This window comes from Aureibaculum flavum (assembly GCF_016406085.1).
Classification (GTDB): Bacteria; Bacteroidota; Bacteroidia; order Flavobacteriales; family Flavobacteriaceae; genus Aureibaculum; species Aureibaculum flavum.
Map to the genome: position 1 here is coordinate 559804 of NZ_JAEHFJ010000003.1, position 21921 is coordinate 581724.

27 protein-coding genes are annotated in these 21921 nt (G+C 30.8%); 11 read left to right on the plus strand and 16 right to left on the minus strand.

Annotation, left to right across the window (positions count from 1 at the left end):
* The first annotated feature begins 1 nt into the window (after position 1).
* On the plus strand, positions 2-1081 hold the full coding sequence (locus JBL43_RS08290; protein WP_198840981.1) for a porin family protein: 1080 nt from the start codon (positions 2-4) through the stop codon (positions 1079-1081).
* A gap of 226 nt (positions 1082-1307) precedes the next feature.
* On the opposite strand, the gene lysM is transcribed toward JBL43_RS08290, so the two are convergent.
* Positions 1308-1793 carry a peptidoglycan-binding protein LysM gene (lysM, locus tag JBL43_RS08295; protein ID WP_198840982.1) on the minus strand — a complete coding sequence of 162 codons (486 nt, stop codon included), beginning with the start codon at positions 1791-1793 and terminating at the stop codon, positions 1308-1310.
* A gap of 507 nt (positions 1794-2300) precedes the next feature.
* On the opposite strand from lysM, the gene upp reads away from it, so the two are divergent.
* On the plus strand, positions 2301-2954 hold the full coding sequence (gene upp, locus JBL43_RS08300) for a uracil phosphoribosyltransferase (protein ID WP_198840983.1): 654 nt from the start codon (positions 2301-2303) through the stop codon (positions 2952-2954).
* 4 nt (positions 2955-2958) lie between these two features.
* On the opposite strand, the gene JBL43_RS08305 is transcribed toward upp, so the two are convergent.
* On the minus strand, positions 2959-3876 hold the full coding sequence (locus JBL43_RS08305; protein ID WP_198840984.1) for a DUF6427 family protein: 918 nt from the start codon (positions 3874-3876) through the stop codon (positions 2959-2961).
* A gap of 42 nt (positions 3877-3918) precedes the next feature.
* On the opposite strand from JBL43_RS08305, the gene JBL43_RS08310 reads away from it, so the two are divergent.
* From JBL43_RS08310 to JBL43_RS08325, 4 genes are all read left to right on the plus strand, one after another.
* Positions 3919-4116: a DUF6341 family protein gene (locus JBL43_RS08310; RefSeq protein ID WP_138947931.1), complete on the plus strand. Its 198-nt coding sequence runs from the start codon at positions 3919-3921 to the stop codon at positions 4114-4116.
* A gap of 11 nt (positions 4117-4127) precedes the next feature.
* Positions 4128-4802, plus strand: coding sequence for a tRNA (guanosine(46)-N7)-methyltransferase TrmB (trmB, locus tag JBL43_RS08315; protein WP_198840985.1), 675 nt, complete (start codon positions 4128-4130; stop codon positions 4800-4802).
* An 18-nt stretch (positions 4803-4820) separates the two neighbouring features.
* Positions 4821-5141, plus strand: coding sequence for an MGMT family protein (locus JBL43_RS08320; protein WP_198840986.1), 321 nt, complete (start codon positions 4821-4823; stop codon positions 5139-5141).
* Between the two features lie 106 nt (positions 5142-5247).
* Positions 5248-6048, plus strand: coding sequence for a THC0290_0291 family protein (locus tag JBL43_RS08325; RefSeq protein ID WP_198840987.1), 801 nt, complete (start codon positions 5248-5250; stop codon positions 6046-6048).
* Here the strand turns inward: JBL43_RS08325 and JBL43_RS08330 are convergent.
* The 3 genes from JBL43_RS08330 to JBL43_RS08340 are packed head-to-tail and all read right to left on the minus strand — an operon-like array spanning position 6045 to position 8885.
* Positions 6045-7190 carry a cystathionine gamma-synthase gene (locus tag JBL43_RS08330; RefSeq protein ID WP_198840988.1) on the minus strand — a complete coding sequence of 382 codons (1146 nt, stop codon included), beginning with the start codon at positions 7188-7190 and terminating at the stop codon, positions 6045-6047. The genes JBL43_RS08325 and JBL43_RS08330 overlap by 4 nt on opposite strands.
* Complete coding sequence (locus tag JBL43_RS08335; RefSeq protein ID WP_198840989.1) at positions 7180-8427, minus strand: cation:proton antiporter; 1248 nt, start codon at positions 8425-8427, stop codon at positions 7180-7182. The genes JBL43_RS08330 and JBL43_RS08335 overlap by 11 nt, the downstream gene beginning before the upstream one ends.
* A 2-nt stretch (positions 8428-8429) precedes the next feature.
* Entirely contained in the window at positions 8430-8885 is a 456-nt protein-coding gene (locus JBL43_RS08340) for a DinB family protein (protein WP_198840990.1), read from the minus strand.
* Between the two features lie 50 nt (positions 8886-8935).
* Here JBL43_RS08340 and JBL43_RS08345 point away from each other — a divergent pair, with 50 nt between their 5' ends.
* Entirely contained in the window at positions 8936-9283 is a 348-nt protein-coding gene (locus tag JBL43_RS08345) for an arsenate reductase family protein (RefSeq protein ID WP_198840991.1), read from the plus strand.
* A 105-nt stretch (positions 9284-9388) separates the two neighbouring features.
* Positions 9389-9685, plus strand: a complete 297-nt coding sequence (locus tag JBL43_RS08350; protein ID WP_198840992.1) for a hypothetical protein — start codon at positions 9389-9391, stop codon at positions 9683-9685.
* 209 nt (positions 9686-9894) lie between these two features.
* Here the strand turns inward: JBL43_RS08350 and JBL43_RS08355 are convergent, their stop codons facing one another.
* Both JBL43_RS08355 and JBL43_RS08360 read right to left on the minus strand, forming a co-directional pair.
* On the minus strand, positions 9895-10497 hold the full coding sequence (locus tag JBL43_RS08355; protein WP_198840993.1) for a DUF4254 domain-containing protein: 603 nt from the start codon (positions 10495-10497) through the stop codon (positions 9895-9897).
* Between the two features lie 2 nt (positions 10498-10499).
* Positions 10500-11210, minus strand: a complete 711-nt coding sequence (locus JBL43_RS08360) for a DUF8457 domain-containing protein (protein WP_198840994.1) — start codon at positions 11208-11210, stop codon at positions 10500-10502.
* A gap of 105 nt (positions 11211-11315) precedes the next feature.
* Here JBL43_RS08360 and JBL43_RS08365 point away from each other — a divergent pair, with 105 nt between their 5' ends.
* Genes JBL43_RS08365 through mscL form a run of 3 tightly spaced genes read left to right on the plus strand, consistent with a single transcriptional unit; the run spans position 11316 to position 13511 of the window.
* The gene (locus JBL43_RS08365; protein ID WP_198840995.1) at positions 11316-11954 is read left to right on the plus strand and encodes a thymidine kinase; all 639 of its coding nucleotides are present in this window, start codon (positions 11316-11318) and stop codon (positions 11952-11954) included.
* The gene (gene alr / locus JBL43_RS08370) at positions 11955-13058 is read left to right on the plus strand and encodes an alanine racemase (protein WP_198840996.1); all 1104 of its coding nucleotides are present in this window, start codon (positions 11955-11957) and stop codon (positions 13056-13058) included.
* Between the two features lie 51 nt (positions 13059-13109).
* A complete protein-coding gene (mscL, locus tag JBL43_RS08375; RefSeq protein ID WP_117883816.1) occupies positions 13110-13511 on the plus strand; it encodes a large conductance mechanosensitive channel protein MscL in 402 nt (133 codons plus the stop codon).
* 80 nt (positions 13512-13591) lie between these two features.
* Here mscL and JBL43_RS08380 read toward each other — a convergent pair whose 3' ends face one another.
* The 9 genes from JBL43_RS08380 to JBL43_RS08420 form a co-directional block, all read right to left on the minus strand.
* Entirely contained in the window at positions 13592-14152 is a 561-nt protein-coding gene (locus JBL43_RS08380; protein WP_233098721.1) for an MOSC domain-containing protein, read from the minus strand.
* A gap of 58 nt (positions 14153-14210) precedes the next feature.
* A complete protein-coding gene (locus JBL43_RS08385; protein WP_198840997.1) occupies positions 14211-15710 on the minus strand; it encodes a GH3 auxin-responsive promoter family protein in 1500 nt (499 codons plus the stop codon).
* Positions 15710-16579: a M23 family metallopeptidase gene (locus tag JBL43_RS08390; RefSeq protein WP_198840998.1), complete on the minus strand. Its 870-nt coding sequence runs from the start codon at positions 16577-16579 to the stop codon at positions 15710-15712. The genes JBL43_RS08385 and JBL43_RS08390 overlap by 1 nt, the downstream gene beginning before the upstream one ends.
* An 87-nt stretch (positions 16580-16666) precedes the next feature.
* Positions 16667-17248: a nicotinate (nicotinamide) nucleotide adenylyltransferase gene (gene nadD / locus JBL43_RS08395; protein ID WP_198840999.1), complete on the minus strand. Its 582-nt coding sequence runs from the start codon at positions 17246-17248 to the stop codon at positions 16667-16669.
* Complete coding sequence (gmk, locus tag JBL43_RS08400; protein ID WP_198841000.1) at positions 17245-17856, minus strand: guanylate kinase; 612 nt, start codon at positions 17854-17856, stop codon at positions 17245-17247. The genes nadD and gmk overlap by 4 nt, the downstream gene beginning before the upstream one ends.
* Positions 17857-17992: 136 nt before the next feature.
* Positions 17993-18850: a YicC/YloC family endoribonuclease gene (locus JBL43_RS08405; RefSeq protein ID WP_233098722.1), complete on the minus strand. Its 858-nt coding sequence runs from the start codon at positions 18848-18850 to the stop codon at positions 17993-17995.
* Positions 18851-18901: 51 nt separating this feature from the next.
* Positions 18902-19792 (minus strand): DMT family transporter, encoded by an 891-nt coding sequence (locus JBL43_RS08410; protein WP_198841001.1) that lies wholly within the window; start codon positions 19790-19792, stop codon positions 18902-18904.
* An 85-nt stretch (positions 19793-19877) separates the two neighbouring features.
* A complete protein-coding gene (locus JBL43_RS08415; RefSeq protein WP_233098723.1) occupies positions 19878-20486 on the minus strand; it encodes a superoxide dismutase in 609 nt (202 codons plus the stop codon).
* A gap of 144 nt (positions 20487-20630) precedes the next feature.
* Positions 20631-21902, minus strand: coding sequence for a hydroxymethylglutaryl-CoA reductase, degradative (locus JBL43_RS08420; RefSeq protein ID WP_198841002.1), 1272 nt, complete (start codon positions 21900-21902; stop codon positions 20631-20633).
* Positions 21903-21921: the final 19 nt, after the last annotated feature.

Here is a 21921-nt window from a genome sequence, read left to right on the forward strand (position 1 = left end):
AATGAACAAAAGTATCTATGTAATAGGTTTGCTAATGGTATTTAGCACCCTAAATTTAAACGCACAAGAGGATAGTATACCAATGATTAAGAGCTTGAAGTTCCAAAAGGAATATGTAGCTACTCAGGAAAAAGAAGCTCTGAAAAACGAAATTGAAAGCATTAACAACCGTTTAAAAAATAAACAAATAACTGAAAGTGAAGCTCAAAGTTTAAAGGAAGCAGCAGCAAAAAAAAGAGCATTGAATATCGAAAATAGAAATGCTATAATTGATAATAAAATTGCTTTGCTAGAAAGGAATGATGGTGAAATGTTAATGATTAGTGAGAAAGATTCATTAGGAGCTTCAAGAATTGTACTAGGAATGGGACACAAAGATTTAGATAATGACTATATTTTTGGTGTAAAAGTTCAAGATAATCGACCTAAAAAAGTGAAATATGATGATAGAACTACATCGGCTTTAATTATAGCTGTGGGTTTGAACAATGCATTAATAGAAAATCAGTCCTTAGATGACTCTCCATATAAAGTAGGGGGAAGCCGCTTTTTTGAATTAGGATGGGAGTGGCAAACACGTGTATTTAAAAACTCCAATTTCTTAAGATTAAATTATGGACTTTCGTTTCAATTTAATGGTTTAAAACCAGAGGGTAACCAATATTTTGTAAACAATAATGGTCAAACAGAACTGCAAGAGTTTGATTATGAATTAAAAAAATCGAAACTACGTATGGATAATTTGGTCTTCCCTGTTCATTTTGAGTTTGGTCCTTCAAAGGTTAAAAAAACAGAACAAAGTATCAGATATTCCACTCATAAAAAGTTCAGATTTGGAATCGGTGGCTATGGTGGATTTAACTTAGGTACACGTCAAAAATTAAAATATAAAATAGATGGTGAAAATGTAAAAGATAAAATTAAACGTGACTACAACTCCCCAAATTTTATATATGGATTAAGTACATATGCTGGATTTGGAGATACTACAATCTATTTAAAGTATGATTTAAATCCAATTTTTAAAGATGCACTAGTAGAACAACATAATATTTCATTAGGACTTCGTTTTCATTTATAGATACATACCAAATAGTCATTAAAATACTCGATTAAATTTGTTTCTATTACCTTTATATTTCAAAATAAAATAGAACCGTAGTCAAAACTATGCTTATATTTTCTATTTCATTTAAATGAAATATAACTCAAATTTATTATCAATTATTTTAGAGTCTATCCGGTATTAATTTGAAACAAAAAAACCTCCAATTTGGAGGTTTTTTGATATTATAACATGTGTTATTTTAGTCCAAAGCAGGAATACGTAACATTTGTCCTGGATAAATTTTATCAGGATCTGATAACATTGGTTTGTTAGCTTCAAATATTACAGGGTACTTCATAGCATTACCATAATATGTTTTTGCAATTTTACCAAGCGTATCTCCACTAACAACCGTATGAAATTGAGCTTCGGGCTCTTGAACAGCAGTTGTCATTCTGTCGTCAACACTTGCAATACCTTCTGTGTTGCCTACAACTAATACTATTTTTTCACGAGTAGCTTGATTTTCAGCTTCTCCGTAAACAAGTGCTAAATCACCGTCAACAGATATGTCTAAGTCCGTTACACCAAAGCCTAAAGCTTCAACAGCATTAACCAATTTACTTGCTTTTACACGAGCTAGTTCAGTTGCTTTCGCTGCATCTTCTAATGCTTCTTCTTCTGTAGTTTTTCCAATGCCAAATACTTTTGCACCAGCGTTTTTAATAAATGAAAATAATCCCATAATTTAATTTTTAGTTTTTATGTTTAAGGCTGTGAAGATACGATAAATTTAAAAAATAGTAGAACCTTTAATTAGGAACAGAAATTTACTTTGGATATAAACTTGGGTTGTACTTAAAAAAGCCATACAAATAAGCAAGAATTCCCGTAAATATAATTAATCCATATACTATACGAACCGTTTTTCGTCCAAACATTACTATATGGTGCAAATATTATTATAGTCTCCACGAGGTTCTACAACCCAATCTCAATCGAGTATCAAGCCTATTATTATAAGTAGAAAGCTTACAACTCCAAATAAATAACTATACTCGGGGTTTGCTAACATAAAATCTGTAAATACTTCCGTGTGTTAATCTTTTATGGGTAAAGTACGTTTTTAAGTTTGTAAATATTTTACTTCCATTATTTATGTTTTAAAAGGTATTTAATATTTGGTTAATTGAAATGATATAACCAAAAAAGTGAAATATAAAATTGTATTTTTGTATAAAGTCAAATTTTTATGATACTCCACAATTTTGAAGAACACAATTCAATTTTAAATCAATTTATTGCAGAACTGAGAGCTACTGATATTCAAAAAGATAGTATGCGGTTCAGAAGAAACATTGAACGTGTTGGTGAAATTCTCTCTTATGAAATAAGTAAAACATTAGATTTTAAATCTAAAAATGTAAAAACGCCATTAGGTGATAAGAAAGTTTCGGTATTACAAGATGAGTTAGTACTTTGCTCTATTTTACGTGCAGGATTTCCTTTACATCAGGGGTTGTTAAATTATTTTGACAATGCAGAAAACGCTTTTGTTTCTGCGTATAGACATCATCCAAATGATAATGATGATTTTGAAGTCATTGTTAATTATTTGGCCTCACCAACTTTAAATAATAAAGTTTTGCTTTTAGCAGATCCTATGTTGGCAACAGGTAAAACTTTAGAAAATGTACTTAAAAGTTTTAAAGATCATGGAACACCGAAGCAAATTCATATTATTTCAGTCATTGGATCTACAGAAGGTATAAATTATATAGAAAAAGTATTTCCTGAAGACACACATTTATGGATAGCTACTATCGATGATCAATTAAACTCTAGAGGATACATTGTACCAGGCTTAGGCGATGCTGGCGATTTATGTTATGGAGAAAAACTATAGAAACTTATATAAATGTAGAAACTATAGCCGTTGCAACAAATAAATACAAAAACACATCTTTAAACCATTTTTCTTTAACCATTTGCAAATAATTTGTAAAAAGTACGGCAGTTGGAAAAAATAGAAATAAAAACTCAGAACCATTTTTTACTGGTGCAGGAATTATTATAAAAATACTGACAATTAAATGAACTGTTAATACAAACCAAGCATTTTTAAGATCACTATTAATTGATATTATTTTTAAAGTAGTTGGAAAAATCACCCAAATGATAAATCCTAGCAATAAGGTTAATGGAATTAGTAAATTTAATGAATTGTAATTTGTAAATACGAAGTTTGTTGTAAAATCCATCTCATAAGTATCGAACTTGTCAATCAACATTAAGTAGGATGCATAAATAATAAACGGTGTTATAAGACCAATAAAAGGGATTAATACATTTCTAATGGTACGTTTATTAAAATTAATAATGGCTGCATAAGGCAATACCATATATAAAATGCACCAAGGATAGATTATGGTTGCTACACCAATATAAAAGGAACTGTCGAACAACTTTTCTTTGGGGTTTTTAACTGTTCTTAAGCTATAAATTCTCCTAAAAGCTAACAACAGTACAAAGTGTGCTCCTAATAATTTAAATTCACTAATTACCTTAGGAAACATAGCAATAAATAGTACTATTAAAAGTAAATCAAAGGCGTTATCTTTTATCAATCCATTTTTTTTAGTAATAAATTGAACTAATAAAAGGGTAAGCATTAAGAAAGACAGTACTGCTAATTTTTTTAAAAAGAAAGTAAAGCTAAAATCAATGGCAGGTGTAGAGAATATTGAAACTAAAATTACCAATGTTATTAAAATAAAAATGGTAAAAGTGGTTACAGGTGTTGATTTATTAAAAAAATTGGCAATCATTGGTAATATTTCATATTTTTGCCCTGTAAATATACTTAAGATATGATTGCAAACAATATTTTTAGAGCTTTAGGCGATTTTTTCACAAATGTTTTATTTGTACCGTATGATTATTTTAGATCAATACATGGTTGGTGGTCATCAAATATTTTAAACACTATTATTGTTATCATTGGTTTTATGGCAGCATTTTATTGGTTGAGTAAAATGGTTAAACATGAAAGAGAAAATAGTCTTTAATAAAGTAAATTTTGGGAAGTAAAAATAAATTAAAACGCTTTCGCGAGAATGAAACGTTTGTAAATGTTGTACAACCCTCTCGAAAAGAAATATTAGACGGATTTCATTTAAAATCTAAATGGAATACTTTTTTTAAAAATAATAATCCAATTATTTTAGAACTTGGTTGTGGCAAAGGTGAATATACTGTTGCTTTAGCGAAGCGAAATCCAAATATAAATTATATTGGCATTGATATTAAGGGGTCACGGTTTTGGCGTGGAGCCAAAACAGCATTGGATGATAAATTGGATAATGTTGCTTTTTTACGTACTCAAATTGAGTTAATTGATATGTGCTTTGGTGTTGATGAGGTTAGTGAAATTTGGATTACCTTTCCTGATCCTCAGATTAAATATAAGAGGATGAAGCATAGGTTGACAAATCCTGAGTTTCTCAAAAAATATCAACAAATCCTTACGGATGAAGGTGTTATGCACCTAAAAACAGATAGTGAGTTTTTACATGGCTATACTTTAGGTTTGTTGCAAGAAGGAAATCATGAAATTATATATGCACATCATAACATTTATATTAACAGTTATAGCCCTCTAGAAGCTACAGAGATTAAAACTTTTTATGAAAATCAGTTTTTAGAACAAAATAAAGCCATAACTTATATAAAATTTAGGACGCTTTATAAGTAACAATAGTTTCTTTACCTTATGCCAGAAGATGGTTTTTTTGAAAAAGTATATAAAATAGCTAGAAAGATTCCTTATGGTAGAGTCACGTCATACGGAGCAATAGCTAAATGTTTAGGAGCTGCGAAATCGGCCAGAATGGTTGGTTGGGCTATGAATGCGAGTCATCTAGATGATACCATACCGGCTCATAGAGTTGTAAATCGAAATGGAATTTTAACAGGGAAGCATCATTTTGATGGAATTAACCTAATGCAGCAACTATTAGAAAATGAAGGAGTTGAAGTTATAGACGAGAAAATTTCGAATTTTGAGGCTATTTTTTGGAACCCAAATGACTAAATGTTAAAAAAGAAACAATATTTTTAATAAAATTAAGTTTTAATACTGTTTTTAAATAATGCCATTGCATATTTTTTACTAAATTGCGACCCAAAAGGGAGAGTACATGAGACTACATTATAAATTACTTACATTGATCATATTATTTTCGATGACTAAAACTTTTGCTCAGCTTGAGTTAAGTCACGAATTTGGTATTACAGCAGGACCCGTTACCATGCAAACAGACTATGGTGAAAGGCATCATTTACCTAGTAGTACGGCTACTAGTTTTGGTATAGCTGCGGTACATTATTTAAGTTTTTACGGAAGTAATTATAACTGGAGAAATGGAGCGAGTTATTTTTCAGACCATTTTAAACTAAAAACGGAGGTGTCTTACTATTTTAATAATAGTTTAGAGCACAAAGGTCAATATGTAGACGATGGGGCGTCAAATCCTATAGTTAACGAGTTGAGAGCTATGCATGGTAAAACTAAATCTCTTAATTTTGGTACAGCTCTAGAGTATTATTTTAAAAATTTAGAAGATTATGGTCTTCTATTTAATGATGATGATAGATTTGCACCTTATATAAGTGCTGGTCTTCAGTATAATATTTTTACACCAGAACTAACTTCTGATTTAGGAGATTGGACTACTAACCCTTCTGTTTTACCTGAAAAATGGCAAGACCAAGTATATGTAGGTAAGCAAAATGCATTTTCTATGACCATGAGTGCTGGTACTCGTTATAAATTTGATAATTTTGATTTAGTGTTAGATGCAAGATGGCAATATTTCTTTACAGATAAATATGATGGTTTAGATTCTAAAAAAGATGAATCTAGTAAATTTAATGATACTTTAATTTATTTTAGTGTGGGTGTTGTTATTGATATGGATACGTTTGCTAGAAATTATTAATCTAGGGCATTTTTTAAATCAATTAATAAATCATCAATATCTTCAATACCAACGCTTAATCGAATGAGGTTGGTAGTGATACCCATTTTTTCTCTTTCTTGTATTGGAATAGAAGCATGTGTCATTGTTTCAGGATGATTTACAAGACTTTCCACACCTCCCAAAGATTCTGCTAATGTAAATAGTTTAAAATTCTCAAGGACTTTGAAAGTAGCTTCTTGGCTTTCATCTTTTAATTTAAACGAAACCATTCCACCATAGTTTTTCATTTGTTTTTTAGCAATTTTATAATTTTTACTATTCTCTAATCCAGGATAGAAAACTTCACTAACTTTTGGATGTGTTGTTAAATATTTTGCTAAAGCTATTCCATTTTCACTATGACGTTGTACTCTTAAATGTAAGGTTTTTATACCACGTAATGCTAAAAAACTGTCTTGTGGCCCAGCAATAGCTCCTCCTGCAAACTGAATGAAATGAATTTTCTTAGCTAATTTCTCTTCCTTAACCATTAATGCCCCCATAACAATGTCAGAATGCCCTCCAAGGTACTTAGTGGCAGAATGCATTACAATATCAGCTCCTAAGTCTAAAGGTTGTTGTAAATAAGGTGTGGCAAATGTATTATCAACTGCAATTAGTATAGTATCATCAACGGCTTTTACATTTTTTGAAATTTGTTCTATATCAGCTATCTTCATTAATGGGTTTGTAGGTGTTTCAATCCAAATCAGCTTAGTGTTTTTATTAATATATTTTTCGATATTAGAGGCATCTTCCATATTTACAAAATGGAATTTTAAACCATATTTTTGAAATAACTTTGTAAACATTCTATAAGAACCGCCATATAAATCGTCACCAGCTATGATTTCATCACCTGGGTTTAATAGTTTTAATACACAATCTATAGCTGCTAAACCTGACGAAAAAGCAAATCCATGTGTGCCATTTTCTATGGCAGCAAAATTATTCTCTAAAGCGGTACGGGTAGGGTTTGCTGTTCTAGAATATGCATATCCTTTATGTTTTCCTGGACTGCTTTGTGCATAGGTAGAAGTTTGATAGATTGGAGGCATTACAGCACCTGTGGCAGGGTCATGTTGTTGACCGCCATGTATAGTTTTTGTATTAAATTTCATCTTTATCAGTTATTTTTTTTATCAACGGCCCTACAGTCAAACCTTGAACTATTATTGAAAATACCACAATTACATAAGTTATTACTAAGAACAAATCACGTTCCATAGCTTGTGTTAAACTTAGGGCTAAAGCTATTGAGATTCCCCCTCGTAAACCACCCCATGTCATTATTAGGTTTGTTTTTCGTACAAAATTTAGCTTTTTAGCATAAATTTTAATAGGTAGTAATAGTGATATGTATCTGGCTAATAGTAATATAGGAATAGTTAAAAATCCTGCTAAAACATATTCTACTTTAAATGTTAACACCAACATTTCCATACCTATCATTACGAATAAAATGGTGTTTAATAAAATATCAATCAATTCCCAAAATTTATCAACATATTGCTCTGTAAGCTCACTCATAGAGGATTGTCTAATGGTATCATTACCTACTAATAAACCGGCGGTAACCATCGCTAATGGAGCTGACAAATGAAAATGTTGAGCGATTAATGTACCACCCATTACTGCCGCCAAAGTCAAAATTACTTCAATAGCATAATCATCAATACTTTTTAAAAGTCTATAAGTTAACCAGCCAATAGCTAAACCAAGTGCAATACCACCACCTACTTCTACTAAAAATAATTTAGAAACGTTAATTATTGAAATATCTTGACCACCTTTAGCAATTTGATAGATAGTTAAAAATATAACAACACCTACACCGTCATTAAAAAGAGATTCTCCAACAATTTTGGTTTCTAATTGTTTCGGTGCTCCAACTTTTTTCATAATTCCCAATACGGCTATAGGGTCAGTTGGTGAAATGAGAGATCCAAAGAGCAAACAATAAATAAAATCAACATTAAAATTTAACAATTTCAATAAGTAATAAACTATTATTCCCGTTAAAAACGTAGATATAAAAGTACCTAATGTGGCAAAGATTAAAATAGGTTTTCGTTGTACTTTTAATTGCTGAAAATTGGTATGCAAAGCACCTGCAAACAACAAAAAACTCAGCATAATATCTAATAAAATGGTTTCAAAATTTATTTGAGAAATAAATTCTTTTTCCTTTAAAAGTAAGGTGTCATCAAATAAACTTAATCCTAAAATTGCCAAGGTGAAAAGAATAGTAATTAGCATTAACCCAATAGCATCAGGTAGTTTAATAAATTTTATGTTTAAATATCCGAAAAAAGCAGATAAAACTATAAGAATGGTTGCTATACTAAAATAATCCATGTTTAAAGATTGTTTTTTAAAGCTAAAATATAACCATAATGAATACCTTCATGAAAGTTATTAAATTCAATGGCATCTGATATTGAATTTAGAGTTACGTTAGCACTTGTGGTATATGAAGTAAAAGATTTAAACATACCGCTTTTATAATCAGTATCAAATTGATCTACTAGCTGAAGTAATTGCGATTTTATATATTCTAATTCTTGTGCTGTCATATCATTTTCAGGTACAGTACCCTTGCGATATTTCTCAATAATTGCATCAGAAATATACATTGGCAATCCAGAAAATTTATAACAGAGTATTTGTTGTGTAACTAATAAATGACCAATATTCCAAGCTATATTATTATTAAACCCTGCGTGCATTTTATTGAGTTGTTCCAGTGAGTAATTATCAATTAATTTTAAAATTAATAATCTATTTGCCTTTAAAATATCAAATTGTTTCTCCATATTTTTTAATTTAGCGTGAAATTAAAGTTTTAATTTTTAAATCTGATAGAATGAAAAAAATATATTTTTTAAAAACTTGTGATACCTGCAGAAGAATTTTGAAAGAAATTAATACTGATGATTTTATACTTCAAGAAATTAAGACAACACCAGTAACTGTTAATCAGTTAGAAGAAATGTATGTTATGACGAATAGTTATGAAGCACTATTTAATAAGCGGGCAAAAAAATATACAGCAATGGATTTAAAAAACCAAAGCTTGACTGAGAAAGACTATAAACAACTTATTTTAGAGGAGTATACCTTTTTAAAACGTCCTGTTATTATTGTAGGCGATAAAATTTTTGTTGGAAATGCAAAAAAAACAATTGAAGCATTAAAAGCATTGTTAGGTTAGCTTTTTTACATTCTTTTAGAAACGTTGAAAGGAAAGGGAATACGTTTATTAGAGAAATTTTTAATACCTTAGAAGTGGAATTTGGATTATATAACTTCTTAGGAGATGAAAAATTACATTTTAATTCTATTTTCGCTAATTCTTACTATTTCTTATGCTCAAAAAGAGAAGAATTCAGATTTAAAAGTGAGCGATGGCATTTTTAATGCTAATTTCACTTCAACTACAAAGATTACGGACCAATTATTTATAGAAAAGGGTATTAGTGTTGGGTATAATTTTGATGCCATGAGTTTAGAGTTACCTGTCCATTTTAAGTATAAAATCAATCAACAGCTAAGTTTTTTGCAGGGCCAAGCGTTTATACTACACGCAATATTAACCGTTATGGTAACTTATTAAATTCGACAGGATTTGGATCTTCTGCAGAAATAGGTTTACAATATGATTTTAACGAAAATGCGTATGCTAAATTTTTTTATAGACGTAATTTTAACGCTGCGGAAAATAGCAATTTAGGCATTAACGATATGGTTGACAGTGTCAATTTTAAATTGGGCTATCGATTTTGATGGGATATTAATCTAAATTCAAACTCTTTACTAATAATTCTATTTTTTTGCGTACAGCATTGGATTTAACTCATCGTCATTATACATTTTCATCTGTTTGTAGACTTTCATGTATTTTTTTCCTAGTGATATATCATTCAGCAACTCGTCAATTGCAGTGGTTAAATCAACTCGTTGTTCCAAAAGAATATCTAACTTTAATTGACAATTGGCTCTATGTTTTTCAGAAGCAGATGCTCTATTCGCTTCTTCTTGCATGTGATAAATTTTTAATGCTAATATCGATAACCTATCGATTGCCCAAGCCGGACTTTCTGAGTTAATGGTTGCTTGCGGTTCAATTGTAATATTTTTGAATTTATCAAAGTAATAGCTATCAATATATTCAACCATATTGGTTCTATCTTGATTTGAAGCATCAATTTTTCGTTTCAAAGTCAATGCTTCTTCAGGATTAATATCTGGTAAACGTATGATGTCTTCATAATGCCATTGTACGGTATCAATCCAGCATTTCCTATATAATAAATGTTCTAATGTGTTTTTATTAAAGGGGTTTTCAAAAGATTGATCAACCGAATCTTTTAAGTGATATTTCTTAATCACACTGTCAAATAAATTGTTAAATTCTGATGCTTGCATTTTTACGAAAATTTTCTTTCAATAATATTAATTAACCTCGCTTCATATTCTTCTTTACCAGCCCAATTATAATCTGGTTTGATTTGATTATAAATAAAATCTTTGGCCTCTTTTTCAGATTTTAAGGTATTCAGTTGAGACAAAACTCTATTAAAATCGGCTTGACTAAAATTAAATAAATTCTTTACAAAAGCAATTCTATCATTTAAACCAATTTGAATCGTTTGATTAAACATCTTATCATTCAATGTTTTTTTCTCAGCAGGTCTATCATCATCGTCAAAGAGTGTAGATGTCTTATCTGCAGAAATAGAATCTCTAAACTCTTCTTTTATACTTATTTGATTGGCTTTTAATTTTCTAATGTCAATTTTAACTTTATCAAATGTAGGTTCAAACATGCTTTTTTCCTCAACCTCTCTTTTGGGAGTTACCGGTTTCTCTATTGTTTTTATAGGAGTTTCAATTTTATGAACTACTGGTTTTATACTACTCTTGTTTTCAATTTTTATTTTAACTTCTTCAACCAGTTCTTCTTTTGTTTTTTTAAGATTTGGAGTAGTAACAATGTAATCATCTACAAATGATAATACGGAAAGTTTTTCATAAACTAATCTTGCCTTCTCTTTTAAAGCCAAAACTTCATCTTTATTTTTCATTTGTAAAATACTATGAGCTAGGCTCACTAGCTCCGCTTCCAGTTTTTTGTGCATAAAATGATAATTTTATTTATGTTGTAGGACTAATTTTTAATAGATTTGTTATGATTCTATAATCACAAAACATATTACGAATATTACAACGCTTAAAATTACAAAATGTTTCTCGAAAATACAGTAAATCAGGCAGAACAATTTGGTTGGATAGAGGTGATCTGCGGTTCTATGTTTTCTGGTAAAACGGAAGAATTAATTCGTCGACTAAAAAGAGCTCAATTTGCCAAACAAAAGGTGGAGATCTTTAAGCCAGAAATTGATACACGTTATGATGATGAAAATGTAGTTTCTCATGATGCTAATGAATTCCGTTCTACACCAGTACCGGCAGCGGCAAATATTAGAATTTTAGCGAATGATGTAGATGTAGTAGGTATAGACGAAGCCCAGTTTTTTGATGATGAAATTGTAGCTGTCTGTAATGATTTGGCAAATAGAGGTGTTAGAGTTATAGTTGCAGGGTTAGATATGGATTTTAAAGGGAACCCTTTTGGACCCATGCCCGCATTGATGGCTACAGCTGAATATGTTACAAAAGTACATGCTGTGTGTACTAAAACAGGAAACCTAGCCCATTATAGTCATAGAAAAATAATGAATGATAATTTGGTATTTCTAGGTGAAACAGAAGAGTATGAACCCTTGAGTAGAGCCGCCTATTATAAAGAAATATTGCAAGAAAAATTAAAGCATGTTGAGGTAAAAGATGCTGAGAAAATTACACCTAAATCAAAATTGTAAATGACTAAAACGGCCGAAACGGTTTTAGAAATTGATTTAAATGCACTTCAGCATAATTTTGAATACATAAAGTCAAAACTAAAGCCTAATACAAAAACTTTAGCAGTTGTAAAAGCTTTTGGATATGGTACAGATGCCTGTGTCATTGCCAAACATTTAGAAAAACTAAATGTTGATTACTTTGCTGTAGCTTATGTTGATGAGGGTGTTGCATTACGAAAAGCTGGTGTTAAAACTCCAATTTTAGTTTTGCATCCGCAAATTGTTCATTTTAAACTTTTAATCGAGCACTGCTTAGAACCTAATATATTTAGTGAAAGAGTCTTAATGGCTTTTATTGATTTGATGGAATCTGAAAATCAAAAGCAGTACCCCATACACCTTAAATTTAATACTGGTTTAAATAGATTAGGTTTTAAAATAGAAGATGTTGATACAATTAGTGGTTATTTACATAATACAACAACTGTCAAAGTAGCTTCTATATTCTCTCATTTAGTAGCGAGTGAAGATTTAAATGAACGAGAATTCTCAGAGAACCAAATTAATCTATTTAACAAAATTATTGATACGTTTAAATCAAAACTAAACGATCAACCCATATTTCATATGGCAAATACTTCAGGTATTTTAAACTATCCCAATGCCCATTTTGATATGGTTCGGATAGGAATCAGTCTTTATGGTTTTGCTAATGAGCAAAAATATACGGAACAACTAAGGAATGTAGCTTCATTAAAATCCATTATATCTCAGATTCATACTATTGATAAAGGGGAATCTGTCGGATATAATAGAGGTTTTACTGCTGGTAAAGAGATAAAAACAGCAACAATACCCATAGGCCATGCTGATGGTATTCATAGATCTTTCGGTAAGGGTAAAGGGTATGTTACCATAAATGGATCTAAGGCTCCTATAGTTGGCAATGTTTGTATGGATATGATAATGGTTGATGTTACAAATATTAATTGTGAAGAAGGAGATGAAGTGGTTATTTTTAATAGTCAGCAAACAATAATTGAATTAGCGTCCGCTATTGATACAATTCCTTATGAAATATTAACAGCAATTTCACAACGTGTAAAAAGAATTGTTAAGTAAATGTTAAATTTACGTATATTTGCAATCTATTAACCTATTAAATAAACTAAAATGTTAAAAGAATTTAAGAATTTTATTATGTCAGGCAACGTCATAGACTTTGCTGTTGCTGTTATTTTGGCTGGTGCCGTTGGTCTTATGGTAAACGGATTTGTCAATGACATTGTTATGCCTGTTGTTGGCCATTTTGCTGGAGGAATGGACTTTGCTAGTTTGAAATATGTACTATCTCCTGCAGAATTAGCTGCTGATGGTGCTGTTGTAAAAGCTGAAAATGCTGTACGATGGGGAGCATGGATCAATACTATTATCAATTTAATTATTGTTGGTTTTGTATTGTTCATGATAGTAAAAGCTTACAATAAAACCAAGAAACCAGTTGAAGCTGCTGCTCCAGCCGGACCTTCTCAAGAAGATTTATTAGCTGAAATTAGAGATTTATTGAAAAAATAATTTTCGAAAACCAAAATCAATTGACCTAAAAAACCCGAGTTGAAAAACTCGGGTTTTTTGTTTTTTAGAAATAAAAGTATTTATTGTTTATGTTTCTTTGAATGATAAACTTCTGCAATTGTAGGATTCTCATATGCGGTTTCAAGCAATATCAATTCATCATTAACAGTTACACTACCTTTTTTTAGTACCTTAAAATAGACACCACATTTAGTAGAATTCCAGAATTGTTTAACAATTGATTGGTCATTAAATCGAATACCTAGCTTGTAACAGGGCTCTCTAGGTTCAGTAACTTGAATTTTAACCTCACCTAATTGATAAATTTCACCCACATGTATTTGAGTTTCTTCTAACTGATCGAATGTTATGTTTTCGCCAAAAATACCGTATTGCCAATCTAAATTAGGATGTAGTTCCTTAAAATGAGAATAATGATTTTCGCCATATGCATAAACTGCCTTATCAATACCTCCGTGGTGTTTTCTGTCTGCAATAGCATCGTCTTTTACAAATTCTGTATCTAAAAAGATAGCGTCTTTAACAGGAAATTTAAAGATGCCAGTTTCAACAGTTTTATTTCGCCATTGAATGATTCTTTTTTCACCGATATTGAGAGATATTATTTTCATTGATTTCATGCATTAGTTTATTAATGAAAAATAGGTAAAAGAAGAAAGTGTTCTTGTTTTAGTACCTCTAAGATTGTACTTTTTTTGATGTTAACTTATCTGCTATTTTTCGGTCATTTGATAATCTTGGTATTTTATTTTGCCCTCCTAATTTACCTATAGATTTCATATAATCTTGAAAACCATCTTTTTTTATTTTGGTTACCTTGAGAGTCTGAAGGATATTTCCGACAATTAAATCGTAATAATAGGAGTTTTGTTCCTGCATACTATTGTCGATTTTAGAGATAAAATCGGTCATATCAACAGGTTCTTTTTCAAATTCAATAAACCATTCGTGATAAGGCAGTCCACTCTCAGGATTGGTTTGAGGTGCAACAGTAAATTCGTTTACGGATATCCCTGTGCCTTCTGTAGCCGCTTTTAAAGCATGTTCAACTTCTTTTGCAATAACATGCTCACCAAATGCAGAAATAAAGTGTTTTATTCTTCCAGAAACTATAATTCGATATGGCTTTAATGAAGTAAATTGAACAGTGTCTCCAATATTATATCCCCAAAGACCGGCGTTGGTTGAAATTATCATTACATAATTTACTTCTAATTCTACATCAGAAATAGTAATTCTCTCCGGGTTTTCATCAAAGAATTCATCTGCTTTTATAAACTCATAGAAAATACCACCGTTTAATAGGAGTAGCATTCCCTTTTCATTTTGTTTATCTTGAAAAGCAAAAAAACCTTCCGAAGCAGGAAAAAGTTCAATAGAATCAACTTTTTTACCAATCATTTTCTCAAACTTATTACGATATGGCTCAAAATTTACACCACCATAAACGAATAAATTAAAATTTGGGAAAATTTCGCTAATACTTTTACCTGATTTCGCTGTTAATTTTTCAAAATACATCTGCACCCAAGAAGGAATTCCACTAATTAAAGTCATATCTTCTTGTATGGTTTCTTCAACGATGGCATCTACCTTAGTCTCCCAATCGTCAATACAGTTGGTTTCCCAACTTGGCATTCTGTTCTTTTGTAAGTAATTAGGTACAAAATGTGCAACAATGCCTGACAGTCTACCTGTTTTTATACCTTTTTTTTCATCAATAATGGGGCTACCTTGAAGAAATATCATTTTACCATTTACAAAATCAGTATTACCAGTTTCAGCGATATACATTAATAATGCATTCCGGGCTGCTTTGATATGGAAAGGCATTGATTCTTTAGTTAGCGGAATGTATTTGGCACCAGAAGTGGTTCCAGAAGTTTTGGCAAAATAGAGTGGTTTTCCACGCCATAATACATCAGATTTACCTTGTAGAATTTGCTCAACATAAGGTTTTAAATCTTCGTAGTCTCTAATGGGAACATTGACTTTAAATTCTTGATAAGAATTGATATTCTTAAAGTTATGATCTTTGCCAAATGTGGTATTTTTGGCTTGAGCAATTAATTTTTTAAAGACTTTTTCTTGCGTCTTTTTTGGTTCTGCAGCCCATTTATAAACCCGGTTTTGGATCCGTTTAGCAATGGGTTTCGCTAAAATAGATTTGACATTCATTATTTAAAATCTATAAAGTTTAAAGGATTTACAGGAAAACCATCATTCCATAGCTCAAAATGCAGGTGGGGTCCAGTAGATAGCTCGCCAGTTGAACCGGCATTGGCTATTGCTTCACCCGTCTTTACAATATCACCTTGCTCTTTATGTATAGATGAATTGTGTTTGTATACAGATAAAAATCCCTTTGCGTGTTCTAAAATAATAACAAACCCAGTTTCTGCTGTAAAACCAGTGAAGATTACAGTACCATCAGCCACAGCTTTTACTGGAGAATCTTTTTCTACAGCAATATCTATAGCATAATGTTTTTCTTCGGGATTAAAAACATCGGTTATTTTACCTGAAATAGGAGCAAAGAATACCAAATCAGTTTTTTTGGTAGCTTTTTCAAAAACACTAAACCGATCTTCGCGTTCAACTTCTTCTCTAAAGACAGAGTCTAAAGGTGAAATTTTGGTATCTAAATTAACATCTTCAATGCGAAGTTGCTCTTCAATAGAATCTCTATTTACAGCGATATCTTTAACCTTACCAGTGAGTACTTGTTGAATATTATGTAAATACACATCATTAACGGCCAGTTTCTGCTGTAAAGAATCTACCTTATATACCAAATCAGTTGCTTGTCTCTTTAAAGCTGTAGATGAATAACCAGGAATGTATTCTTTTAATGGAGTAAATGCTATTAAAAAAATGGTAGAACCAATTAGAATTACTGAAAATAAAGAGCTTAATATTAATACATTAAGCCTGTTTAATTTAAAAGAAAAACGTTCTTCAAAAGTATCTTCATTTAATACCACAAAGCGGTATTTAAACGTAAGTTTCTCTTTAATTTTTGCTTTATTTTCCTTTTTTTTTGCCATTAGTTAGTAACAAATATACAACGGTTTTTTGAGTTAGAAATGGTTTATAAAACCGCAAAATTAGATATTTTCTTAATTCATCTAGAATTACTTGTAAAAATTCATTTCATCAATATATTGCCAAACCTTGCAAGGTAATAGCGGTTTTATATTTTTATGATTGGCGATAGCTTTACGAATAAACGTGGAGGAAATTTCCATAATCGGGGCATCAACAGGATGAATTTTTGGGTGATTGTCAAATCTAGTTATAGGTTTTTCGCCAGCATAAATTCTAGGGTATACGTAAATATTGTATACTTCTAGAATTACCTCATAATTTTTCCATTTATGGAAAGAAGCCAAATTATCTTCACCCACAATCAAGTTAAATTGATGTTGCGGGTGTTTTTCTGCCAAATGTACTAGTGTATTGATGGTGTAGTTGGGCTGAGGTAAGTCAAACTCAATCTTTGAAGGTTTCAATTTAGGATAGTCTTCTGTAGCAAGGCTAACCAATTGATAACGATGATTATCTGCTAATAAGGTCGATTTTTTTTTAAATGGCGAATGTGGCGTTATTACCATCCAAATTTCGTCTAAATCAGAAAATTCAACCATATGATTGGCAATGGCCAAATGTCCTACATGAATGGGGTTAAAAGTCCCAAAGTACAAGCCAATTTTCATTTGGTATAATTATTATTATCTACAAAATTTGCAACCAACTCTTCTGCCTCTTTTAAGGCAACTGCTAAATCGTAATTTTTTATAATTTGATCAAATTGTGGAGCAGTAGCCAGTTCAACAGAAGCTTTTGCGATACGCATATTAATGCGATCTTCACTTTCTGTTTTTCGTTTTTTTAATCTAATTTTTAATTCGTCAACACTCGGTGGTTTTACAAATACAGCCAAAGTTTCTTCAGGGAATTTCTTTTTAATCCTTAATCCACCAGCAACATCAATATCAAAAATTACATGTTTCCCCAATGCCCATATACGTTCTACTTCACTTTTTAATGTACCGTAAAAATTATCTCTATAGACTTCTTCCCATTCTAAAAAGTCATCATTTTTAATATGATTTTTAAAATCTTTTGTACTAATAAAATAATAATCAGAACCATTAATTTCTTCACCACGAGGCTCACGAGAAGTAGCCGAAATAGAAAATTCTAAATTCAGGTCTTTTAGGCCCAACAAATGTCTTACAATTGTAGTTTTACCTGATCCTGATGGTGCAGAAAAGACAATGAGTTTACCTTTTTTTAGATTAGAGATTTTACTTGAAGACATATATTTCTTTACCTTTTTAAAAACACTAATAAATACTTAGCAGTGTTTAATTATTTGATTTAGTTAATAATTAGGGTTAACTACCAGTCTGTTATGTTAAAATAATACTGATTGGTATGTGTTTTATAAAGTTTGCTTATAAAACATTTAGTAACTGTTCCTTTATTTTTTCTAATTCATCCTTCATTTGTACCACAACTTTTTGCATTGGAGCAAAATTAGATTTTGAACCTGTTGTGTTTATTTCTCTACCAATTTCTTGGCAAATAAAACCCAGCTTTTTACCATTAGATTCTTCACTAAGTAATGCTTGTAAAAAATAATCTAAGTGATTTTTTAAACGAACTTTTTCTTCTGTGATATCTAATTTTTCTAGATAATAAATTAGTTCTTGTTCAAACCTGTTTTCATCTACATTTTGCACTAAATCAGACACTGCTTTTTCAATACGTTCGCGAACTTGAGCCAAGCGTTGAATATCTAAATCAACAACTTCGGTAGATAATTTTTGAATGTTTTTTATTCGTGTAGTAAAATCATGAGCTAAAACAGCTCCTTCATCAGCTCTATAAATCAATACTTCATCAATGGCTTCATCAATCGTTTTTTCAATCTCTGTCCACTCTGTTTCATCAAACTCTTCACGGTTCGTTTTTAAGACATCGGGTAATCTCATAGCTATTTCTAATAAACTTTCAGAAGCCACTTCTGTAACACTTCTTAATTGGTCTATATAGCTGTTGACAACTTCTTGATTAATTGTTGAGGTGGTTTCGCTACCCGTACTTTCAATATAAATTGAAAAATCTACTTTACCTCTAAATAATTGTTGTGAAAGTTTACTTCTAATTTCGAGTTCTTTTTCTCGGTACATCGACGGAACTCTAACGTTTAAATCTAAGTTTTTGCTATTTAACGTTTTAATTTCAACGGTTACTTTTTTTTGAGATAGTTCAGTTACGGCTTTACCGTATCCTGTCATAGATTGTATCATATAATATGGGTAAGTTTCACGCAAATTTACGCAAAATATGTTAACAGGCTTCTATTGTTTAGCTCTGTTAACTGAGGTTACCATATAAACTCCCACAAAAATTAAAAGGGTTGCTAAAATTTTAACGCTGCTTAGTGTATCACTTTTAGTAAGAAGAGCGTAAGCAGTTGCTATTACAGGTTGTAAATAAACAAATGCACTTAATGTTGTGGGTTTAAGTTTTGTTAATGCAAATAGGTTTATCAAATAAGCAAAGAAAGTGGTAAAAACAATTACAAAACCAATATTGTAATAGATTGATGTTGGAATACTATTCCATTGTATGTCTATCACTTCGCTAATTCCGAAAGGAATAACTAAGAGAAGACCAAAGAGATATAGCCATTTTATAAAAGTTAAAGGATTATATTTGACGGTGAGTTTTTTAACAATTATTAGATATAAACCGTATGAAGATGCGTTTATAAAAATGAAAAGATTACCTAAAATTGGATGATCACCAGGTACAGCACTTTTACCATAAACTATTAAAATAATTGCACCCGTTAAACCTATTAGAATACCAACAACTTTTGGAATAGTTATTTTTTCTTTCAAAATAATTGCTGAAAGTAGTAATACTATAATGGGGGTAGAAACCATGATAGCTGAGGCATTTATTGGACTAGTCATACTTAAACCTTTAAAAAAGGCAAGCATATTGATACAGACTCCAAATAGTGCTGCCAAAAATATTCTCAAAAAATCAGCCTTATCTATTCTTTCACTGGTGGTGAAAAGACTTAAAATCCAAAATAGTATTGTAGCACCTAATACGCGTATTACAATAAAACCAAATGGTTTTATGTACATTGGCATAACATCTTTTGCTACTGTATAATTTATACCATAAATTAGAGCAACAATAAAAGCGGCAATATAAGCTCTTGTTTTATTATGCATAACTTCATTCAAAAAAGAAAAAGTAACGATTTGAATTTCTCAAATCATTACTTTTTAATACAATTTATTTATTTTTATTTACTAATTATTTAGACGCATCGTAACGTTTTTCAACTTCATTCCAGTTGATTACATTAAAAAATGCGTTAATATAGTCAGGTCTTCTGTTTTGATAATTTAAATAATAAGCATGTTCCCAAACATCAATACCTAAAATAGGGGTACCACCACAACTTACATCTGGCATCAATGGGTTATCTTGATTTGGTGTTGAACAGATTTCAACCTTACCACCTTTGTGAACACACAACCAAGCCCATCCTGAACCAAAACGCGTTGCAGCAGCTTTTGCAAAAGCATCTTTAAATGCATCAACAGTTCCGTACGCAGATTCAATAGCTTCTTTTAAAGGACCTGATAAACGACCTTTACCTTCAGGATTCATAACCTCCCAGTATAAACTATGGTTATAGAAACCGCCACCATTATTTCTAACAGCTGCATTGCTCATGTCTAAATTTGTTAAAATATCTTCAATAGATTTTCCGTCTAAGTCAGTGCCTTTTATTGCATTGTTTAGATTATTTGTATACCCTGCATGATGCTTCGTGTAATGTATTTCCATTGTACGTGCATCAATATTAGGTTCTAACGCGTCATAAGCGTAAGGTAATTTAGGTAATTCAAAAGCCATGATTTTATATTTTTTTATGATTAAACTTTTTTTGTGAATTGAATTTTCAATTCTGAATTCCAAATATAAAAATTTTGAGACTAATAATCGGGTGAACAAGATAGAATGTTCTTATCGGGCAATAAATTAAGATTATGTTCACATTTACTTAATTCTTAATTGCTGAAGTGCATTGTTAACTATGTTATGTGTAATTTGCTTATTATTTAAAGTTTTAATTAGTGTCTTTTTCTCTTCTTTGGTTGCTTCTAATTGATTTAGAATATTGTTTAAATGCATTTTCATATGCCCTTGTTGTATGCCAGTAGTGGTTAAGGCTTTTAGTGCTGCAAAATTTTGAGCGAGTCCGGCTACAGCAACAATCATCATTAATTCTTTGGCAGAAGGGTTTTGTAATAAATTTAAAGATAATTTTGATATTGGATGTAAGGTGGTTAAACCACCAACCGTACCCAATGCTAATGGTATTTCTATCCAAAATTTAAAAATACCATTATCAATTGAGCAATTACTTAAGCTTTTATACTTCCCACTTTTCGCGGCATAAGCATGCACACCTGCCTCAACGGCTCTAAAGTCATTTCCGGTAGCAATAACAACAGCATCAATACCGTTCATTATTCCTTTATTATGTGTAACAGCTCTATGAGGTTCAACATGAGCAATTTGCACGGCTTGATAGAATTTATTGGCGAACTCCACCCCGTTTTCACCTAAATCGTCTATGTTACAGCTGACTTCCGCTTTTACTAAACAGTCTGGAATATAATTTGACAAAATGCTCATAACGATTTCTACGTCATCTTTTCTGAACGTATTGGCAATGGTTTCTAAGCAAGAATTAATAAAATTGGCTCCCATACTATCTTTTGTTTCAAAAGTAACATGGAGTTGGTAATAATTATCTAAATCAGATGTTTTATCTCTAAGTTCAATATCTAAAATTCCACCGCCACGTTTTCGCATGTTTTTTGTGATGGATTCCGTAGCTTTTAACAATGTTGGTTTTATTGAATTGAAATATGTTTCTAAATTTAAATACGCACCAGCATACATAAAATGAACTTGACCAATTTTCGTAGTTGATAATACTTCAGCTTTAAAACCTCCTCTTTTACTCCAAAATTTTGCTACTAAAGATGCAGCTGCTACTACCGAACTTTCTTCAATTGCCATGGGAAGAACATAGGCATTATCATTTATTATAAAGTTTGGTGCTATTGCGAAGGGTAAATAGAAATTAGATATTGAGTTTTCAATAAACTCATCATGAAGTTGTTGAAGTTTAGTGTTACTATTTAAATATTGATTTAAAATAGGTTTTGACTCTGGATAGTCAGATAAAAAATTTTTTATAAGCCAGGTTGTTTTTTCTTCTTTAGTAAGTTTAGAAAATCCCGTAATGGTCTTAGACATCTATAAATTGCATTTAGTT

Bases quoted from the DNA above. Each gene is read 5' to 3' on its own strand.
- JBL43_RS08340 (WP_198840990.1), bottom strand. From the start codon at position 8,885: ATGGAGAAACAATTTGATATTTTAAAGGCAAATAGATTATTAATTTTA.
- JBL43_RS08415 (WP_233098723.1), bottom strand. From the start codon at position 20,486: ATGGCTTTTGAATTACCTAAATTACCTTACGCTTATGACGCGTTAGAA.
- JBL43_RS08310 (WP_138947931.1), top strand. From the start codon at position 3,919: ATGATTGCAAACAATATTTTTAGAGCTTTAGGCGATTTTTTCACAAAT.
- JBL43_RS08385 (WP_198840997.1), bottom strand. From the start codon at position 15,710: ATGAATGTCAAATCTATTTTAGCGAAACCCATTGCTAAACGGATCCAA.
- nadD (WP_198840999.1), bottom strand. From the start codon at position 17,248: ATGAAAATTGGCTTGTACTTTGGGACTTTTAACCCCATTCATGTAGGA.
- JBL43_RS08350 (WP_198840992.1), top strand. From the start codon at position 9,389: ATGAAAAATTACATTTTAATTCTATTTTCGCTAATTCTTACTATTTCT.
- JBL43_RS08405 (WP_233098722.1), bottom strand. From the start codon at position 18,850: ATGATACAATCTATGACAGGATACGGTAAAGCCGTAACTGAACTATCT.
- JBL43_RS08360 (WP_198840994.1), bottom strand. From the start codon at position 11,210: ATGCACAAAAAACTGGAAGCGGAGCTAGTGAGCCTAGCTCATAGTATT.
- JBL43_RS08335 (WP_198840989.1), bottom strand. From the start codon at position 8,427: ATGGATTATTTTAGTATAGCAACCATTCTTATAGTTTTATCTGCTTTT.
- lysM (WP_198840982.1), bottom strand. From the start codon at position 1,793: ATGGGATTATTTTCATTTATTAAAAACGCTGGTGCAAAAGTATTTGGC.
- upp (WP_198840983.1), top strand. From the start codon at position 2,301: ATGATACTCCACAATTTTGAAGAACACAATTCAATTTTAAATCAATTT.
- JBL43_RS08355 (WP_198840993.1), bottom strand. From the start codon at position 10,497: ATGCAAGCATCAGAATTTAACAATTTATTTGACAGTGTGATTAAGAAA.
- JBL43_RS08305 (WP_198840984.1), bottom strand. From the start codon at position 3,876: ATGATTGCCAATTTTTTTAATAAATCAACACCTGTAACCACTTTTACC.
- alr (WP_198840996.1), top strand. From the start codon at position 11,955: ATGACTAAAACGGCCGAAACGGTTTTAGAAATTGATTTAAATGCACTT.
- JBL43_RS08365 (WP_198840995.1), top strand. From the start codon at position 11,316: ATGTTTCTCGAAAATACAGTAAATCAGGCAGAACAATTTGGTTGGATA.
- JBL43_RS08345 (WP_198840991.1), top strand. From the start codon at position 8,936: ATGAAAAAAATATATTTTTTAAAAACTTGTGATACCTGCAGAAGAATT.
- JBL43_RS08320 (WP_198840986.1), top strand. From the start codon at position 4,821: ATGCCAGAAGATGGTTTTTTTGAAAAAGTATATAAAATAGCTAGAAAG.
- JBL43_RS08420 (WP_198841002.1), bottom strand. From the start codon at position 21,902: ATGTCTAAGACCATTACGGGATTTTCTAAACTTACTAAAGAAGAAAAA.
- JBL43_RS08380 (WP_233098721.1), bottom strand. From the start codon at position 14,152: ATGAAATCAATGAAAATAATATCTCTCAATATCGGTGAAAAAAGAATC.
- JBL43_RS08390 (WP_198840998.1), bottom strand. From the start codon at position 16,579: ATGGCAAAAAAAAAGGAAAATAAAGCAAAAATTAAAGAGAAACTTACG.
- JBL43_RS08410 (WP_198841001.1), bottom strand. From the start codon at position 19,792: ATGCATAATAAAACAAGAGCTTATATTGCCGCTTTTATTGTTGCTCTA.
- gmk (WP_198841000.1), bottom strand. From the start codon at position 17,856: ATGTCTTCAAGTAAAATCTCTAATCTAAAAAAAGGTAAACTCATTGTC.
- JBL43_RS08330 (WP_198840988.1), bottom strand. From the start codon at position 7,190: ATGAAATTTAATACAAAAACTATACATGGCGGTCAACAACATGACCCT.
- JBL43_RS08290 (WP_198840981.1), top strand. From the start codon at position 2: ATGAACAAAAGTATCTATGTAATAGGTTTGCTAATGGTATTTAGCACC.
- mscL (WP_117883816.1), top strand. From the start codon at position 13,110: ATGTTAAAAGAATTTAAGAATTTTATTATGTCAGGCAACGTCATAGAC.
- JBL43_RS08325 (WP_198840987.1), top strand. From the start codon at position 5,248: ATGAGACTACATTATAAATTACTTACATTGATCATATTATTTTCGATG.